The sequence below is a fragment of the Oceanobacillus salinisoli genome, assembly GCF_009733865.1.
Taxonomy (GTDB): domain Bacteria; phylum Bacillota; class Bacilli; order Bacillales; family Amphibacillaceae; genus Oceanobacillus; species Oceanobacillus salinisoli.
The window spans coordinates 385907-404503 of the sequence record NZ_WOFB01000001.1 but is presented as its reverse complement, the minus strand read 5'-3'; the positions used below and the strand labels follow the sequence as shown (position 1 = coordinate 404503).

General features: G+C 37.7%; 17 protein-coding genes. 7 read left to right on the top strand and 10 right to left on the bottom strand.

Translation table 11 applies throughout. The annotated features are described in order from the left end of the window. Positions 1 to 74: 74 nt before the first annotated feature. Both GMJ66_RS01865 and GMJ66_RS01860 read right to left on the bottom strand, forming a co-directional pair. Positions 75 to 908 (bottom strand): mechanosensitive ion channel family protein, encoded by an 834-nt coding sequence (locus GMJ66_RS01865; protein WP_407939179.1) that lies wholly within the window; start codon positions 906 to 908, stop codon positions 75 to 77. Between the two features lie 208 nt (positions 909 to 1116). Next, positions 1117 to 1884, bottom strand: a complete 768-nt coding sequence (locus tag GMJ66_RS01860) for a tyrosine-protein phosphatase (RefSeq protein WP_156288633.1) — start codon at positions 1882 to 1884, stop codon at positions 1117 to 1119. Positions 1885 to 2593: 709 nt separating this feature from the next. Between GMJ66_RS01860 and GMJ66_RS01855 the strand changes: the two genes are divergently transcribed. Then, positions 2594 to 3211, top strand: a complete 618-nt coding sequence (locus tag GMJ66_RS01855) for a YdhK family protein (protein ID WP_231514782.1) — start codon at positions 2594 to 2596, stop codon at positions 3209 to 3211. A gap of 251 nt (positions 3212 to 3462) precedes the next feature. On the opposite strand, the gene sfsA is transcribed toward GMJ66_RS01855, so the two are convergent. Further along, the gene (gene sfsA, locus GMJ66_RS01850; RefSeq protein WP_231514781.1) at positions 3463 to 4209 is read right to left on the bottom strand and encodes a DNA/RNA nuclease SfsA; all 747 of its coding nucleotides are present in this window, start codon (positions 4207 to 4209) and stop codon (positions 3463 to 3465) included. An 11-nt stretch (positions 4210 to 4220) separates the two neighbouring features. Next, a complete protein-coding gene (gene trhA, locus GMJ66_RS01845) occupies positions 4221 to 4862 on the bottom strand; it encodes a PAQR family membrane homeostasis protein TrhA (RefSeq protein WP_156288632.1) in 642 nt (213 codons plus the stop codon). Positions 4863 to 5070: 208 nt separating this feature from the next. On the opposite strand from trhA, the gene GMJ66_RS01840 reads away from it, so the two are divergent. After that, positions 5071 to 5394, top strand: coding sequence for a hypothetical protein (locus tag GMJ66_RS01840; protein ID WP_156288631.1), 324 nt, complete (start codon positions 5071 to 5073; stop codon positions 5392 to 5394). A gap of 370 nt (positions 5395 to 5764) precedes the next feature. Here GMJ66_RS01840 and GMJ66_RS01835 read toward each other — a convergent pair whose 3' ends face one another. Both GMJ66_RS01835 and GMJ66_RS01830 read right to left on the bottom strand, forming a co-directional pair. Then, positions 5765 to 6742, bottom strand: coding sequence for a multicopper oxidase domain-containing protein (locus GMJ66_RS01835; protein ID WP_156288630.1), 978 nt, complete (start codon positions 6740 to 6742; stop codon positions 5765 to 5767). 245 nt (positions 6743 to 6987) lie between these two features. Then, on the bottom strand, positions 6988 to 8163 hold the full coding sequence (locus GMJ66_RS01830) for a PcsB-like coiled-coil domain-containing protein (protein WP_156288629.1): 1176 nt from the start codon (positions 8161 to 8163) through the stop codon (positions 6988 to 6990). A gap of 214 nt (positions 8164 to 8377) precedes the next feature. Between GMJ66_RS01830 and GMJ66_RS01825 the strand changes: the two genes are divergently transcribed. Beyond that, entirely contained in the window at positions 8378 to 8806 is a 429-nt protein-coding gene (locus GMJ66_RS01825; RefSeq protein WP_156288628.1) for a CBO0543 family protein, read from the top strand. 307 nt (positions 8807 to 9113) lie between these two features. Here GMJ66_RS01825 and GMJ66_RS01820 read toward each other — a convergent pair whose 3' ends face one another. Both GMJ66_RS01820 and GMJ66_RS01815 read right to left on the bottom strand, forming a co-directional pair. Continuing rightward, the gene (locus GMJ66_RS01820) at positions 9114 to 10238 is read right to left on the bottom strand and encodes a M20 family metallopeptidase (protein ID WP_156288627.1); all 1125 of its coding nucleotides are present in this window, start codon (positions 10236 to 10238) and stop codon (positions 9114 to 9116) included. 122 nt (positions 10239 to 10360) lie between these two features. Continuing rightward, positions 10361 to 10720, bottom strand: a complete 360-nt coding sequence (locus GMJ66_RS01815) for a DUF378 domain-containing protein (RefSeq protein ID WP_156288626.1) — start codon at positions 10718 to 10720, stop codon at positions 10361 to 10363. Positions 10721 to 11170: 450 nt separating this feature from the next. Between GMJ66_RS01815 and GMJ66_RS01810 the strand changes: the two genes are divergently transcribed. Continuing rightward, positions 11171 to 12325, top strand: coding sequence for an acyl-CoA dehydrogenase family protein (locus GMJ66_RS01810; protein WP_156288625.1), 1155 nt, complete (start codon positions 11171 to 11173; stop codon positions 12323 to 12325). A 169-nt stretch (positions 12326 to 12494) separates the two neighbouring features. On the opposite strand, the gene GMJ66_RS01805 is transcribed toward GMJ66_RS01810, so the two are convergent. Beyond that, positions 12495 to 13220, bottom strand: a complete 726-nt coding sequence (locus tag GMJ66_RS01805) for a YkgJ family cysteine cluster protein (protein WP_156288624.1) — start codon at positions 13218 to 13220, stop codon at positions 12495 to 12497. A gap of 252 nt (positions 13221 to 13472) precedes the next feature. Here GMJ66_RS01805 and GMJ66_RS01800 point away from each other — a divergent pair, with 252 nt between their 5' ends. Then, positions 13473 to 14384 carry an endonuclease I family protein gene (locus tag GMJ66_RS01800; RefSeq protein WP_156288623.1) on the top strand — a complete coding sequence of 304 codons (912 nt, stop codon included), beginning with the start codon at positions 13473 to 13475 and terminating at the stop codon, positions 14382 to 14384. 506 nt (positions 14385 to 14890) lie between these two features. Here the strand turns inward: GMJ66_RS01800 and GMJ66_RS01795 are convergent. Continuing rightward, complete coding sequence (locus GMJ66_RS01795) at positions 14891 to 15460, bottom strand: biotin transporter BioY (protein WP_156288622.1); 570 nt, start codon at positions 15458 to 15460, stop codon at positions 14891 to 14893. Positions 15461 to 15750: 290 nt separating this feature from the next. On the opposite strand from GMJ66_RS01795, the gene GMJ66_RS01790 reads away from it, so the two are divergent. Together GMJ66_RS01790 and GMJ66_RS01785 are read left to right on the top strand one after the other, a co-directional pair. Continuing rightward, positions 15751 to 16623: an AAA family ATPase gene (locus GMJ66_RS01790; RefSeq protein ID WP_156288621.1), complete on the top strand. Its 873-nt coding sequence runs from the start codon at positions 15751 to 15753 to the stop codon at positions 16621 to 16623. Positions 16624 to 16638: 15 nt separating this feature from the next. Then, positions 16639 to 18549 carry a vWA domain-containing protein gene (locus tag GMJ66_RS01785; RefSeq protein ID WP_156288620.1) on the top strand — a complete coding sequence of 637 codons (1911 nt, stop codon included), beginning with the start codon at positions 16639 to 16641 and terminating at the stop codon, positions 18547 to 18549. The last annotated feature ends 48 nt before the right edge of the window (positions 18550 to 18597 follow it).

Here is an 18597-nt window from a genome sequence, read left to right as displayed (position 1 = left end):
TTTGCTAAAATTTTATACTTTCCTAACGTGTAAAAAAACGCCCCGGCAAACAAACCAGAACGTAATAATAAAAACTATTCATTATTTTTATTAATCATCACTTGATGTGGATAAGGAATCTCGATACCATTCTGATCAAGTGCCTCTTTTAAGGATTTCCTTAATTTTCTTTCCACCGAAAACTGTTCCATATTCTTCGTCTTACAAATGACTCGAATAACAACATCTGATGAACCGAGCGCTTGCACCCCTACAACATCCGGTCCTTCGATTATATCTTCCTCTTGATCCGCAATATCGTCACATGCATTTTGGAGAACTTGCATCGCTTTATCCATATCATCATCATACGAAATTCCAATATCAACCAATGCTCGCATATTACCTCTTGAATGATTGCTTACACTTGCAATTTCCCGATTTGGAATATAGTGAAGTGTTCCATCAAATCCCCTTAGCTTCGTTGTTCTTAAGCCAATTTCTTCCACAATCCCATCCTTCCCAGCAATCGTGACATAATCTTCCACGTCAATCTGTTTTTCCAGTAAAATAAAAAATCCTGTTACCACATCACTAACCAGACCTTGGGCACCAAAACCAATAGCAAGACCGACAATTCCTGCACCTGCTAATAATGCCTTGATATCTAATCCGAATAGTTCAAAAACAATCCCTATGACTATAAACATGAGGAAATAAGTAAAGATGTTTACAGATAGTGCCTGTAATGTTTTTGATCGACCGGCAGACAAACCCTGATTAGCCCTTTCAAATGCCTTTTTAATTGCTCGGTGTCCAATCCATTTAGCAATAAAATATACAATGATAACGGCAATTAGTTTTACAGTAATAATCCCTAAGTTCACCAATAAGTGTTTCCAATTAAATCCTTCTATCCAATCTATCACTGCTCTCACCTCTAAATTATTATGCTATATTTTTTGCATTCCTCAAATCTGTTAACACTGGAAAATTGTATGTATATGACGATATTTGTTATATTACCCCTAATCACAGACGCTAAAACATCCAGTACACTGCCCCTATATATTCTAAAACCCTCTTATTAAAAAACTGCTATTCTTAAAAAATAGCAGTTTTTCTGTGTGCAATATGTTAACTTTTTGCTAAATGTTCTTTTAATTCATGTTGTCTATGATAATCGTCAATCAGCCTAACCTTAATCGCATCCAGCATATCCTCGGTTAAACCAATGGCTATAAGGTATTTATCAAATGTTCCAAAGGTTTGAATAATATAATCATATGCTTTTAAAATATAGTCACGATGTGAATATAAAAAGTTTACCGGAAGTGTGCTTTCCACATCATGTAAGGATTCCAGTTTTGTATAGGAAACTTCATAATTGGCTACAATATCCTTTCTCTCCACACCTGCCAATCCTAAAAGCAGCATAGCCAGTACTCCTGTACGATCTTTTCCCACTCGGCAATGAAAAAGAATACAACCGTCTTCCGCATGATAAATCGTTTCAAATATTTTCTTCACCGCTTGTTTTTGTCCTAATAAATCAATATAAAAATCCCCCATTGTAAAATCCGAATGGTCCTCATTATATTTTGTAATATCAAAAATACTCTTCGTCATAAATGGAACATTGTTATAATCAAAAGTCTCCCTTTCTGCCAGAGGATTTTTTGCCCTTGCTATTTCCTCCTCTCTCCTAAGATCAATAACCGTTTTCACTCCATATGCTTCTAAAAACGATATATCCCCCTCTTCTAATTGACTCATATCACTTGATCTTAAAAATGAATGCCATCTTGTTTGCTGTCCATATTCCGTATTATAACCACCTAATTCCCTACAGTTTTCAAGGCTTTTAATCGGTAATCGAACCCAATTAAGTTTTGGATTTTTCATAATGAACCTCCCAGGAATACTCTTACTTGTAAGATGATAAGCACTATCGTATTCAACTTACTTCAACCAAATTATACGAAATATTCCCAAGAAACTCAATGTTATAAAATTTGGATATCACTTTCTCTTCTGGTTAATAACAAATTTCCCCTGAATGGTACTGGGAAATTGGCTGGTAAACAGGAGAAAAAGTCAGAAGAATAAAAGAAACAGAGTACACTCTTTTATTTTCAATTTTGATAGAATTCTATGTAAGTAGTTGTTCAAAAGTCCGGTGATAAGGACACATCGAATTTCTTCGTTGACTCGCTTTTCCGTTGTTCACCTATGGCAAGGAACTTCTACTAAAATCGCCCCACGTCCTGTAGGCAACATAGAAGTCCACAACACGCTTGGAGTCCGCTACTCAAAGCTTCGACGCCTCGAACTTTAGGGCGCACAGGACGTACTAGTGTTGGCGCTCGCAACAAATGTTTTTGGTGGGACGAGTAACCGCAATCCCAGGACGTTGCGATCTTATCCGACCGGTCCTTTTCATCCTCCATTTTGAACACGCACTGTAATATATTTGCTAAAAAATTCTCTTTTGGAAGTCTTGTGATTTTTGTCCTAAAAATTTTAATTAAATTGTTATATTGTCTGCAAATAAAATGCACAATTCTAGGGTAATGTACTAATGACAAGCAAAATGGAAGGAGAGTGTAAAACTTTGAATTGGAAAATATTCATGATAGGAATGATTTCTTTAATTGCTGTCATTACATTATCTGCGTGTGGTGGAACTTCAGACGATGAGGAAAACCAGGCAGATACTGGCAATGAAGAAACAGAAATGGACATAGAAATGGAAGATAAAGGAGAAAAGGAGGAAGATGCTGATTCCCATGCCCATATGGATCATTCCGGTTCTGGAGATGTACCAGAAGGTTTAGAGGAAGCAGAAAATCCTACATTTGAAGTTGGCAGCCAAGCAACTATTCAAGCGGACCATATGGCTGGAATGGAGGGAGCCGAAGCGGAAATTGTTGGTGCATATGATACAACGGTTTATACCGTATCCTACACTCCAACAACTGGTGAAGAACCTGTAGAGAACCATAAATGGGTAATTCATGAAGAAATCGCAGAAGCAGGAAGCGAGCCTTTTGTGCTTGGCGAAGAAGTTATCCTTGAAGCAGATCATATGGAAGGTATGGAAGGTGCAACGGCAACCATAGATTCCGTTGAAGAAACAACCGTTTATATGGTTGATTTTGTTACAACTACCGATGGTGAAGAAGTAAGAAATCATAAATGGGTAACTGAAAGTGAATTATCTGGTGAATAATTCGTTTTTTACTATTTGCGAAGGCGGCTAAAAGGGCTGGTGACCAGTCTTGCCGTCGCCTACCATATTATATCCCCAATAAGCCAAAACCGATTAACCAATCCTATCCAATCGAACCAGCAATAACAAACAGTACTTAAAAAAACGATAGACCAGCTTCTGTACTGGGGGGACTCATTACGAAAACTAATTCACCCAACCACTCTCACGTCAACAAATTTCGACAAATCCCGGGAAGTGACAGGCACCATTTAGAGTTCGATTGGTAGTTGATTTCCGATTTTTAACGTTTTTTCTGTTACTTTCGTTTCGTATGCTACCATTTGTACACCTTTTTGATTTGCTAGTTTAAGTGCTTCGGCAAAGTCCATGTCCATTTCTGAATGAGGTGTAAAAGTATGACATCCTTCCATCTGAACGAGAAAGAAAATGGTCCCTTCGTAGCCATTCTGTACCACGTCCATCATTTCCAATACATGCTTAGTTCCACGGGTTGTTGGGGCATCAGGAAACATTGCGATACCATCCTTTTCAAGAGTAACTCCTTTAACTTCCATAAATCCCTTTTGACCCTCTCTTTCATAATAAATATCAAAACGGGACTTTCCATAGGTTACTTCTCTTTTTAATAAATCCACGAAACCAATTTCATTAATCTTTCCGTTCTTCAAAGCTTCATAAACGACCTTATTCGGTGCTTGAGAGTCAATATTGATCCATTTTTCATCCCGCCAGACTGCTGTTAATGAGAATTTCGTCCTCCTATTGGAATTGTTTGATGGTTCAAGCGCAACTTTTGCTCCCTTGACAAGCAATTCCTTTAGCCTGCCTGTATTTTTAACATGTACTCTTTCAAGCCTGTCATGTATCATTACTTCTGCAATAAAACGATTGATCCTTTTACTAAAAATTCCATATACAATACCGTGATATTTCATCGGTTTCACTTCCTGCACTTTCATAATATAGCTGCTGCTCTTTCTCGTACTTCTTGGCATTATAAATCCTTTTACACTAATAAATAAAACAATACACAGAAATAATGAGATGCAGTGCCGGCCAATACAAATATATGCCACACCATATGATGGTATTTAAATCCGCGCCAAACATAAAAAACCGCACCAATTGTATAGCACAGCCCACCAATTACTAGTAAAATGACCCCATTCATATGTAAATTTTCCACAATTTGTCTCCACCCTACAACAACTAACCACCCCATTAGGACATACAGGATTGTCGATGTAAATAAAAACTTTTTCACAAAAAAAGCTTTAAATATAATGCCGCCAACCGCAAGCCCCCAAACAATTCCGAACAAAGTCCACCCCAATGTACCTTCTATAACCAGGAACGTAAACGGGGTATAGGTACCAGCAATAAATAAGTATATGGAAGAGTGATCAAAGATCTCAAATAAATCTTTTGCCTTACCCTGAGGCAGAGCGTGAACCAATGTTGATGATGTGTATAACAAAACCATCGTCGTTCCAAAGATTGTAAAACTGACAATATGCCAAACCGTACCATAAAGGGACGAAAACACGACTAACATCACTAAGCCGACAATACTTAAAACCGCTCCGATGCCATGGGTTACTGCATTAGCAATCTCCTCGCCCTTTGAAAAGCTGTGAGTTTCAGCCAAATAAATCACCCTCTATCTTCATTATGTCTCACTTATTATACCAAAATGAACGGTGCAATAATATTCCATCTGCAAACAATTATTCCTTATTTTTCCATTTATACCAAATTGTAATATTTCATAATCGGATTGTAATTTTTATCCCACATTATTCACACAGTTTTCGATTATCTTAAACTTGTACCCAAAAACGAAAGGAGAATGCAAAATGAAATTTAAAAAAGTCTTAATAGGGGTTACTTCTGTTGCTGCTGTTTTAACTTTAGCAGCTTGTGGAAGTGATGCGGAGGAAGAAAACGCTCCAGAAGAAAACATAGAAGAAGAAACTGACTTCAACACAGATGAAAATGAAAATGAAATGGAATCCGATATTGAATCAGAGCCTGAATTAGAGTCTGAACCAGGAACAGAGGATTCGGAATTAGAATCTGATACAGAATTGGAAGACGAGCCAGCAACAGGTCAAGAATCTGAATTAGAATCTGATACAGAGCTTGAAGGTGATTCTGAGTTAGAAACCGATTTGGAATAATTGTATGAAACTAAAACATAACTAATTGTCCCTCTTAACATAATAAAGGGCTGTCTATCAAAAGACAGCCTTTTTTTATAAAAAACATTTGTTATGCCTTTTTCATATGAAATGTGATTCTTTATCCTATTATAATTTATACTAAGCGACATGCAAGTTGGTTACCGTTACTAGGTCGAAGTTTATATCTACAGCGACATGAAAAACCAACACAACTTAAAGTAAAGGGCCTTTTATAATCTTCTTTGTCGTAAAATCATTCGTCTTTAGAATAGAGTATTTAAGTAATTTCCCTGCCTCCGTTCTATTAAAATACGAATGTTTTAGCCTATTTTCTACCTTTTACAATAATTTTCCCAGCTGCACCTTTCTACACATGATTGAAATGGTGTGTTACAAACTTGTATTCTCCTTCATCTGTTAATGTAAATTCTGCAACTGCTCCACCACTTGCAGGTAACCCAACCGTTTGCATTCCTTTATAATGGTTAAACGGACTGCCATCAATGTATACATCATCAAAGACTGTACCAATGACATGGAAACTGGAATATTCGTTAGGTCCCATATTGGCAACGTAAAAGCGAATTTTCTCTCCAGCTTTTGCCTCAAGCGGCCTGTCAATAAGTCCACCAACCGTGCCGTTCGTATTTACTTGTCCATCATGGAGTGCTTTTGTGGAAAAAACAACTTGAGAAGGTTCACCATTTGTCATATCCTCTAAATCATTGTATCGATACCATTCATTTTGAATAATAACGAATTCCTGATCAATCTCTGCATCAGTTGGATAACCCTCTGCAGGCTGAACGATGATAACTCCATGCATACCATTTGCAATATGTGATAATACGGGATCGGTACCGCAATGATACATAAATACACCAGGGCTATTAGCAGGGAAAACAAAGGTACCTTCTTCATTTGGTGCTACATCAGCGAACCCCTTATTCGGTGCGGTATGAACAGCGTGGAAGTCCATACTATGTGGAATCGATGGATCCAAATTTTCTAATGTAAAACGAATGGTGTCTCCTTCATTTACAACAATGACAGGGCCAGGTGCTTCGCCATTAAAGGTCCATGCTTTATAGTTGTAAGTGTTTGCAATTTCGACATCTGTTATTTGGGCAGTCATTTGAATATAAACATCACTTCCATCCCGCTCTACTTCAGGGGCTACTGGTTCCTGAATTAAACTTTCGTGAGCACCTATAACTTCCGTTTTGTTAGCATCCGCACGAACTACATCATTTTCTTCCACTGCTTCCGAACTACAAGCAGACAAGATTAATGGAATCACTAAAAGACTAGTAACTATTCCAAAGTTTCGTTTACTTCGTTTCATTACCCTCACCTCATTTATCTATTTGATAAGAATGACAATCCTTTATATCGAACTGCATTGTAGTTGGATTGTTTCCTATCTTCAATTTAAGTATAGAATAATAAGGAGTGTAATTTGTGATTTAAAGCACTTAATAAATCCCCTTTGTGACTAAAAAACGATCATTTTCAAGGGGGTGCCTGTCACTTCCCGGATTTTGTCGAAAAATAAAAAAAGCACCTTCGAAAGATGCTTTCTCTATTTATCTATTGAATTGTAACTTTAACTTTACGAACTCCCCAGTTTTTTGCTGCTTGCTGGGTCGGAACATATACATCAATTTTCTTTCCTTTAATCGCACTGCCTATATCTCCGGCAATTGCATAACCATAGCCTTCTACATGGACAACAGAGCCTAATGGAATGACGCTTGGATCAACAGCAATTACTTTCGTATTAGGATTTTTCCTTAAATTAATTCCCGTATACGTGATCCCTGATCCTCCAGCACTTTGCACTGTATAGGCAGTAGACGTTACCGTAAATGTCTTTTCTTCTTTTTTATCGTTTGTTTTCGTATTGTCTTCTACTTTGCTTTTATGTTCCAGATTTGCACTTTGTGAAGACGAAGTTGTTGCATTTGCAACTTTTGTCTGTTCGGGTTTACTTTTCTGTTCTTCATTTTGTTTCGCAGCTTCTATGCTCTGTTTCACTTCTGATTCCATTGAAGCAAGATTTCTGTCCTTACTTTCCAACTCTTCCACCAATGCTGTCAATTCATTTCGTTTACTTTCCAATGCTTCTTTGCTTTGTTCATTTTGCTGCTTTTGTTCATTGATTTCGTTTAATGCTTCTTCTTGTTCTAATTTCATTGTATTAAGTTGATCAAGCTTTTCCAGAGCAAGCTGTTGATTTTCTTCTACCTGTTTGATGTCGTCTTCCAGCTGTTCCATTAAGGAAGTATCCGATTCAACAATTTTAGTGACCGTTGAAACACGACTAATAAAGTCACCAAAACTTTCAGAACCGAATATAACTTCTAAGTAATTCACTGAACCGCCGGCCTGTTGATAGGAAGAAACTCTATTTTTTAAAATATCGTAGCGTTTTTCAATACTTTCCTCTAATTCTTTGATTTCATCCTGAAGTTCGTTGACCTCAGATATCGTATTGTTTATATCTTTTTCCGTATCATCAATTAACGCTTGCTTTTCTATTATAATTTGATTGACGCGTTCTATTTCATGATTCAAACCGTCTATTTCCGAAATAATTTCAGTGACTTTACTCTCAGTCTCTGATAAATCTTCTTTAATATCTTTGCGCTGATCCTGTATATCATTTAAATCCTTTGTTGATTCTGCATAGCTGTAATTGCCAATAAATGAAGTTCCTATAACAATTGTAGTAGCTAAGGTAATTGCAGTTAATGTATTTTTCAACTTTTTCCCCTGCTTCCTTTATAATACGTTTTAGATAAAATAATAGCTGTAATACTCTAGAATCATATCATTTCTAAATGACATGACTATTATAGGGATATTACAATTATATTTCAGAAGCTAGTAATATAATCCATTGATGGAATATCTTTTATAACCCTTATAATTTTTGCGAAAAATACATGTATCTAAATCAAAAGGACACGTGTAAACAATGCAGACAGATTTTATAAACGTAGGTTTTCATATAGAATTTTTCGTACATATAACGGTAATTATCATCGGCTTTTTGGGTTTACTATTCTTTTTAAAATTAGATCCAAGAAGATATGGTCTGTTATTTATTTTAGCTACTCTCGTTGGGAACATCCTTTGTTTCATCTTCGTTAAGCTAAACTTTTACTTATTCCCGTACGTATTGTTCCCTGCTTTTGAATTTATGCCGATTTCTGCCGTTACTCTTTCCTTTCCGATACTCGTTCTCTTTGCAGTTCGTTACAGTCCAAAGCAATGGGGATGGAAAATTCCTTTCTATTGGACAATTGTACATATTGGGGTATTTATAGAAACATGGGCACTAACCAATACATTACTCATTCAATATGATAAGGAGTGGGATCTTTGGGATTCTTATACATGGTGATGGATATACTTACTAATCTTTGAATGGATTGGCGGGAACCTTATTCCACATGAACTAAGAAACCCAATCAGCCATAGAAGTCTTCAGTTCGCAGGATTGGTTGGGCAATTATTCATTTTATCCTAATTGTTACTATATTCCTTGGAGGATATTTTCTTGGTGCTTTAAAATAGAGAATCACTACATAGATGTATTACTGAAGAGGTTTCAGTCAAAATTGTCACGTAAATTCAAAGAAACTACAGGATAAACATAGACGCATTTTCAATTGCTGAAAAGGCAAAACTTGCTCGAAATTCTATTTATCCTATAATTCAATAATCAATTTACACAACAAAGACGTTCGGGCAGGAATTTCCCTGGCTAGTATATGTTCATCTTTTGCATGAATGCCTTCCCCGACAGCACCAAGACCATCCAGGGTAGGTACACCTAAATTAGCTGTGAAATTCCCGTCGCTTCCGCCACCAACATATGCTTCCTGTAATTCCAAATCAATTTCTTTTGCAACACTTTTAGCTATTTTAAATAGTCTTCTCGTTGCTTTATTACGATTCATTGGGGGACGGTTAATCCCTCCACGAACTTTGATGCTTATCCCCTCTAAATGAGGCTGTAACCCTTTCATGATTGCATCAATCCGTTTTTGTTCTTCCCTTGTTCTCGCCCGCACATTAACACCTAATCCAGCAGTATCAGGAACGACATTCAATTTGCCTCCACCTTTTACTGAACCAACATTTATCGTCGTACCTTTACGATAATCGGTTAATGATTGCAAAAATATAATTTGTTTTGCTGCTTCCTCAATGGCGTTAATTCCATCCTGATGATGATTCCCGGCGTGCGCTGATTTCCCTTTCACTTCTACATAATATCTGGAGGAACCTTTTCTCCCCGTTTTTAGTGCTCCCGTTCCGGCCACTGGCGGTTCTGTAACTAAAGCATACTTGCTTTTTTTCGCCTCTTTTTCAATAATTCTTCTTGAAGATGGACTACCTACTTCTTCATCACTGGTACAGAGAAAAACTACTTTTTTCGTTAACTTGAGCTTTAAATCTTTTATCGCTTTTAAAGCCCAGATTGCCTGAACAAGACCGCCTTTCATATCGAGGATTCCTGGGCCATATACTTTATCTCCGTCTACCCTAAAAGGTAAGTCTCCTTTATTCCATACCGTATCAAAATGCGATAAAATCAGAATGGTATCTTTCCCTTTTCCCATCGTAAAACGAAGATGATTTCCATATTTTTCTTCTTTGATTTCTTCTGCTTTGTAACCAAAATATCTATAAAACAATTTCTGAATTCGCTGCTCACAGGCATCTGTTAGTTGTTTATCCATTGAGGGAGAATCCCTTTCAACAAGGTATTGCATATCTTGTAAAATTTGCTGATGATGGTGTAACATATATTCTTTTATACGATCCATTTTCTCTCCTCCGTAATATTGGTGCCTAATATTGGTGCCTGTCACTTCCCGGATTTTGTCGATTATTGTCGGGAAGATAATAAATCATAGAAAGCCCTGCAATCAGCAAGGCTTTCATCTGCTTACTCTTCCCTTCCAGTCGGTCTTCTAAATTGTTCATATGTCTGCATCGAATGAGCTGTTGGGTCATCCACGTCAGCTTCGTCATCCACATCCATTTCCTCACCAAACTCTGTACCATAATTCACATTTCCTACTCTTCTTTCCGCACCATCCAATTCATCGTCCGCTATTGGATAAATGGTCCTTGTTAAATAATATAACCCGCTCAAACCAACTAGACCATACACCACTCTGGATAAGAATGCATTTTGTCCTCCAAAGATAGCGGCAACTAAATCAAACTGAAAGAAAGCAATTAACCCCCAATTAAGTGCACCAATGATAATCAATGTTAATGTAAGACTATTTAAAAACCTCATTTCATCCACCTCCTTCATCTTTTATTAAATTACATCCTTATCATTAGTAATTTTCCTGTAATTATTACGTAAAGGGTGCCTGTCACTTTCCGGTTTTTGTCGAAATTTGTTGTACCATTTTTTAAGAGTGGATATGGAAAAACCACTCAAACGTTTCTTATCTTTGGAAAGCATATACATTCAATGGACCCAATACTTTTTATTTAACTAGCCGTTTTTGCCCTCTCCTTTACTTTATTTTAATACGAAGACACTCCTTCGATTTTTCCCCTAATTTTATTGGATTTACGCATTACCAATACTTCTTTAAAAAATCCTTCTTTTTCACAACAATCGTTTTTGATTCATTTTATTGAAATTTCCAAAGAATAGTGGAATAATAATATAGAAGTAATTCCAACCAGTTTAATAAGAATTGAACAATCAAACTCTTTATAATGGAGGGTAAATATGAAAATAACGGAAAGAAACACATTCGAAGAGAGAATCGAATTAATCCAAAAAACGGTAGCACCCTTTGCAGAACGTGCCATAAAACATGATGAACACGCCTTATTTCCACATGAAAATTTTCAGGATTTAAAAGCGATTGGATACCCTTCTCTCACTGTCCCAAAAGAATATGGTGGATTAGGAATATCACTATATGAAATGCTCAAGTTCCAGGAAACGATAGCTAAATCGGACGGATCCACAGCACTATCCATTGGCTGGCACATGGGAATTATGAAGCATCTTGGTGAAAACCATATTTGGCCAAAAGATAAGTATAGAACAGTGGCAGAAGACGTCGTTCAAACTGGTGCTCTGTTAAATACCGCTGCCTCAGAGCCTGCAACTGGCAGTCCGACACGAGGTGGAAAGCCGGAAACTTTTGCTCGCGAAACAGATAATGGATGGTTAATAAATGGCAGGAAAACATTTACCACACTTTCCCCCGCTTTAGATTATTTTATAGTCAGCGCTTCAATCGAGGACAAAAATGAAGTGGGAAACTTTCTAGTAAAACGCGAAAGAACTGGTGTCAGGGTAGAAGAAACCTGGGATTCGATTGCCATGCGTGCTACAGGAAGTCATGACCTTGTTTTGGAGAATGTTCATGTTGATAGGGACGATCTTGTGGAAAAATTAACACCCGGCAGGAAAAAGGCTGCCGGCTGGTTATTGCATATACCCGCATGTTACCTCGGTATTGCTGGAGCCGCACAAGAATATGCAGTACGTTTTGCAAAGGAATATTCTCCAAACAGCATTGAAGGCACCATTTCAGACTTACCGAATGTAAAACAAAAAATCGGGGAAATGGAATTAGTGTTGCTAGAATCGAAGCACTTCCTTTATTCTGTTGCGAAAAAATGGGATGAAAATAACGAAGAGATACGACAAACGATGGGTCCTGAACTTGGTGCGGCGAAATTATCAGTTGTAAATAACGCATTAAAAGTGGTTGATTTAGCAATGCGGATTGTTGGGGCAAGAAGCTTATCCGGTAAAAATCCGCTACAGCGCTATTATCGGGATGTTCGCGCAGGTCTTCACAACCCACCAATGGATGACATGACCATCATGCAATTAGCTGACAAATCGATTGGTGAACATAGATAAAAAAATCAGGATTGGCCTTATCTTTTAGTAGATGTCAAAATATAAAATTCTACTTTCTAACATGTTATAAAATTTGATTTTTTCCTATCTTGTTAAAAATAGCAGGCAACTCCTTTTCCGTTATGACGAATTGGGAGCTTGCCTGCATCAGTAGAATGGAAATTTCCCATTAAACAGGACGAAGCCAATTGGCTAAATAATCCGTTGTATAAACATCATCAGGATAATTTACAAAAGCCGTATCTCCCTCTTCATACAAAAATTGCATAAATTCATTTAATGCCCCCATATATTGTTCATATAGGAATTCAAAGCTAACCGTTTCCTTTGGCATTAAATTTTGTTCACAAACGTCGGGATTCGTATAATTCACATAGGTCCGGCATGGAATCGGACGAATCTCATAGGCCATGCATTGGTTTGTTTTCGTATCTAACAGTGGGCATGGGACAAGACTTTTCCGATATTTATGTTTAAAATCCCCATCCTCTTCGAAATCCACTGCAGTAATTTGTTCCAGCACCTCACCATATTTCTCGTAATAGCTTGCTAGATGCTTTTTAATTTTATTTTTCCTTTGTTCCGGAAACTTCTCCATTGCCTTCTTCATGATTTTTGCTTCCATCTCATTAATGATAATGGGGAAATAACAGCAAAAAGCACAGCCTAAGCGGCAGGTAGCCTCCATGTTCACGGTCTGTTCCATACTGTTAATTTCATCACTGACCATTTGCAATAATTCTGTAAAACTATTTAATATCTTTTCTTCAATGGACACATGTCTTTCTGCCCATTTTTCTACAATCTGATAAAACTTCTCTTCATCTATTTCATATCGTTCACTTAATAGACTGCATTTATTCTGTATTTCATCAAAAGTAAGATACTGATTCATTAAAAATACTCCCTTATTTTTACACACTCTATATCCATTGTTAACGAAATTCACGAAAATGTAAACAGGATAAATCATCCACCCCCCTGCAAACCATTAAACAGTGGACTGATTTTATGTTCATTAACTTTTTAAACTAATGACATATTTTTGAAATAAACGAGACAGGAATGGAGATGAAGATGTTGAATATATGTTATATGAGGCACATTACTTTTTGCCAAATATTTCAGATAAAATGAGGTGACGTGAATGATACTTACTGAGCAGCAAAGAGATAAACTGCTTCCGGTGACAACCAATCGTGATCGCATTAACTCCATTCTTTTGGAACTTAAGGAAAAAATAACCGATTACCAACATGATGACCGCAAATATTATGATGCCGAGCAGGATGAATCAGCAAAAAAACAATATTACAACGGCATTGATTTTAAAAAACCTAAAACTTTACAATCTTTGCAGCAGCTTCTCAAAGAATCGCATACAAATCAAGTACGATATGACCCAAGTGAACATGTATATCCTTGGGTTGATTTACAGCCTGATGGAAATTTAACTAGTATTTATACCGGAAAAGACCGAAATCCGCAAGAAGTCATAGAAGAAGACTTTATTGCCTCATTACAGCGAAAAGAAGCAATAAAAAATGTGACCGTAAAGGCTGGTCACCATGTAACGCACTCAGAAATGGTTCAAATTGAAAATGATTTTCCATACAACTGTGAACACGTCGTCCCTCAATCCTGGTACAATGAAAAAGAACCGATGCGAGGAGATATTCATCATTTATTTACATGTGATCCAGTTTGCAATTCGTACAGAAGTAATTATCCCTATCATGACTTTCCTGATTACAATCCAGAGGAATTCCAAACCAATCGAATAATAGCCTCTTGTGGTAAAGCAGAGGATGACTTATTTGAGCCAGAATTTGGAAAAGGGACGGCTGCCCGAGCGATGTTGTATTTTTTAGTGCGATATCCTGAGGAAATCGAACACAAGCATATGGAAAAAGTCGATAAGGAGCTTTTGTTACATTGGCACATTTCATTCCCCCCTGGCTTGTATGAAAAACATAGGAATCAGGCCGTTTTTGAGATACAGGGCAATCGTAATCCGTTTATTGATTTTCCTGAAGAAATGAGCCGTATTTTTAAGTAGCTAGAAAAAATGAGAAAAGCACAAGCGCAAGTTTATCGGCGTACGGACTGCGCCTGGCCATGCCAGGTGGTTCGGTGTTGCCGTGCAAAGCGGCGGTTCTAACCGAACAGTCCCCGTAGGAGATTAGATGATCTTGATTTTTACGAATGTAAAAATCTTAGTGAATCTTATGCTTGAAGAGCGAAAAGGAAACATGCCCCTTCATAGGGGTATGCCGACGCCTGAGCGCTGGCCCGCTTTTAGTCCGCCTTCCTAAAAAAACTGAGTCGATGTTGACTTTCACCGCAAGGGTATAAGTGCGACTAAGCCTCTGGTTTTACCAATCGGCAAGTCTTCTTTATCGTACAGAGGTGAGGGAAGTCCGCTAGTCGCTGGGCGATGGAGCTAGACATAAAGCGCAAATTTATACTTTCTTATCATTTGAGAAAAACTTAACGAAAAAGCCAGTTATCCCTTGATAACTGGCTTTTTGATGCGGAAAATATAATCCTTTATTTTGGACGATTTCAAGCAACTTCCTTTTGGCTTTCTTTAAGAAGGTTTGCCTGAAGCAGCCGCTGTCTTACAGTTATACCAATCCAGCTTGCCAAAAAGGCTTTAATTAATCCAACAACGATAAATGGATAAACACCTGCAGCAATTGCTGCATTCCACCCTAAATCTAAAACGAATTTCAACTGAATTGTTCCAAAAATCAACGTAACTACCATCCCTACAATATTAGCGACTAACGCCATAGGAATGGTAAATTTCGTTTTCTCCAAAATAAGCCCCGTCACATAAGCAGCTGCAATAAATCCAAATATGTATCCACCAGATGGTCCAACAAGGACTTGTGGACCTCCACTAAAACCTGCAAATACCGGGAGACCGACTGCCCCAATTGCTGCATAACATACCATGGATAACGTACCTTGTCGACTACCGAGAATAGTGGCTGCAATACCGACTGCGAGGGTTTGTCCACTTATTGGAATAAGGGGTAATGGAATCTCAATCTGCGCCAAAATTGCTGTAACTGCAGCAAAAATGGAACAGTTAAGAAGTGTTCGTAATCTTCTATTTTGATTGTTCATACCAATCCGTTCCTTTCTTCTTAAATTAAAATGGATATAAAGTTCATTGCATAATTTTCTTACTGTTTCGATTATAGATTGATGCCCTTTTATTGTCAACAATTATTTAAATAAGGTTTACAATATTTTTAGATGAGTTTGACACTCCTTACATAGTGGAACAGTTTATACATACCCATCATTACAACCTTATTCACACCTCTCACGTAACAATCGACAAAAATTGACAAAACCCGGGAAGTGACAGGCACCGTAAAAAACTTTACAATGTTTGAGAAAGGAGTTTATCTATGAATACAAATTATCAATTGCCAGAGTCGATTTCTGAGATTCTTGAACAGCATAGAAAGTCTGGGGAAACATTTAACGAACTAATTCGTCAGGGCGGTTACATGCCTCCAAATATCGAACTATTGATAGATGCCATCACAGCCCTAAGCATGGGGAAAAACATTTTACTGAAAGGACCAACAGGTGCTGGAAAGACAAAATTTGCTGAAACCCTCTCGAACTTATTCGATCAACCAATGTTCAGTGTCAACTGTTCCGTTGATTTAGATGCGGAGAGTTTATTAGGATTTAAAACCTTAGCCTATGAGGATGAAAAACAAGTTATTGAATTCGTTCCAGGGCCTGTTATCAATGCGATGACGAATGGTACTTTCTTATATATTGATGAAATTAACATGGCAAAACCTGAAACATTGCCATTGATTAACGGTGTACTTGACTATCGGAGAACAATTACTAATCCATTTACAAACGACATTGTTACAGCAAAGGAAGACTTTGGTGTAATTGCCGCTATCAATGAAGGGTATATTGGAACCGTTCCACTAAATGAAGCACTGAAAAACCGGTTTGTCGTGATCGAAGTACCATATATTGAAGGAGAACAACTGAAAAATCTTATCCAGAGCAATACGAAATTAACGGATGAGACAACAATTAACTTGTTCGTAAAATTATCCGCAGATTTAATTCAAGCAGTGTATCAAGGAAAACTATCCGAAGATGCAGCTTCCATTCGCGCACTGTTGGATGCTTGTGACTTAAGTGTAATAATTCCGCCAAAACGCGCGATTAAACGTTCGATTATCGATAAATTAGATGAGGACAGAGAACGGGAGTTTGTCATGAATTTAACAGAAACACTATTTTAGATAGGAGCATACAACATGTATCGTTTTCATGATCGGAAGGTGGATACCAACTTTTTCATGCAGCTGCAGGACTTAACGACGGTTCTATCCGGTAATCCAAATGTGGCATTTGAATTCAGCTTTGGCTCCTTCATCGATATTATTGATGAAAAAGTAACAGCAAGCCGAATGTGGGATACGGCCAAGGAAGAGTATAAGGAGGCTGGTCAAAAATCTGATGTGTTTTTACGGACCATTGGATCATTGCGTTACTCGAATGTTACGGTAATGAAAAATTACCTTGATAACATTAGTGAATCAAGTCTGCCTAAATTCTCTTCCCAATTGTTTGCTCTGCTGGAAGATATCCGCCTCGAGGAACAAATTAAAAAAGAGCGTCCTGGCACAAGAAAGGTTTTTGACATACGCAGACAGTATTTGAAGCACAAGTTTGAAAATGAGTTGAATTCTCATGTTACAAGGGGGCTTGCACTGGATGAATTATTTTGCCTCATCTATTTATTGATTCAGGCGGATAACCCTGATCCAAGTTTTCCAAGAGTAAATGAGGCACAGCTCAACCAATTGGATAACTTAAAACCACTTCTGTATTCTGTTTTTGAAGCAAAAACAACGAGCGACATAGCACGGATTAGTGAGCAAATTGTATTTCGCTTAGATGAAATATATAAAGATACGATTTATGAATATTTTATTTTTCCAATTGGCCATTTGGAAGAAATGAAAAAAGATACGTTATTTGATGAGTTGACACGGACGGATGAACTCAAAAATGATGACAAAGAAGAAGTCGACGATGACAAGAATGAATATATAGACGAACGATTTTCCAGCTGGCATCGGGAAAATCAAAACAGTGACAGAAAGCAGACATTCCTCCAGTTTGAGCTGGATGTCGGTACAAAAACCAATATGATGGGCGGCGGTGCCAGGGAGACAGAGGATGCAGACCAGGCTATGGGTACCATTCAAGGTGCTTCCGGACAGTCTAAGAACAAAGATTTCTCGGAGCTTGAGTCCCTGGAAAAACAGGAATCCACTCAAGGCAAAAATGGGGAATATGAATTCGGTGAGGAAAATAAAGATGCCGTGAACCTTGTTAAAGAAGCCGAACTACCGACCAGTGATGATGTCATGGCCTACAAAGAATACGTGATGGATATCGAGCCGTACAAACGAAAACTCGCCAACACGATTAAAAAGACGATTGAACATAAAAAGAATGCACCAAGAAGAGATTTAATTATTGGACGCCTATCAAAAAAATTACTGCCAGTTGTTCTTGATGAAACTCCCCGCGTTTTCTATAAAAAAAATCAAGAATCCAAAGAGTTTGATGCAGCGTTTACTTTGCTGGTTGATTGTTCTGCCTCCATGCAGGGAAAAATGGAGGAGACAAAACGTGGAATTGTCCTGTTTCACGAAGTATTAAAGCAATTTAAAATCCCCCACTCCATCATCGGTTTCTGGGAAGATGCAATGGAAGTGAAGGAAAATTATCAGCCAAATTATTTTCATGTCATCCATTCCTACAATGATTCTTTTCATCAGAACAACGGCGCAAAAATTATGCAGCTCGAGCCACAGGAAGATAATCGCGATGGCTTTAGCATTCGTGTGATTACAAAAGAGCTAGAAGCACGGCATGAGAAAAACAAGTTCTTACTGGTCTTTTCGGATGGTGAACCTGCTGCATCTGGTTACGACCAAAATGGGATTGTAGATACGCATCTTGCTGTATCGGAAGCACGAAAAAAAGGAATGGAAGTCATTGGAATGTTTTTATCTGATGGCGAAATTGATGAAGCGGAAGACCTGACGATGAAAAATATATACGGAAAAGAACGAATCATGGTACCAAGTGTTTCGGAATTACCAGAACACTTCGCACCACTGCTAAAAAAATTACTCCTAAAAACCATCTAATTCGGGAGGTGCCTGTCACTTCCCGGATTTTGTTGTATTTTGTCGAAG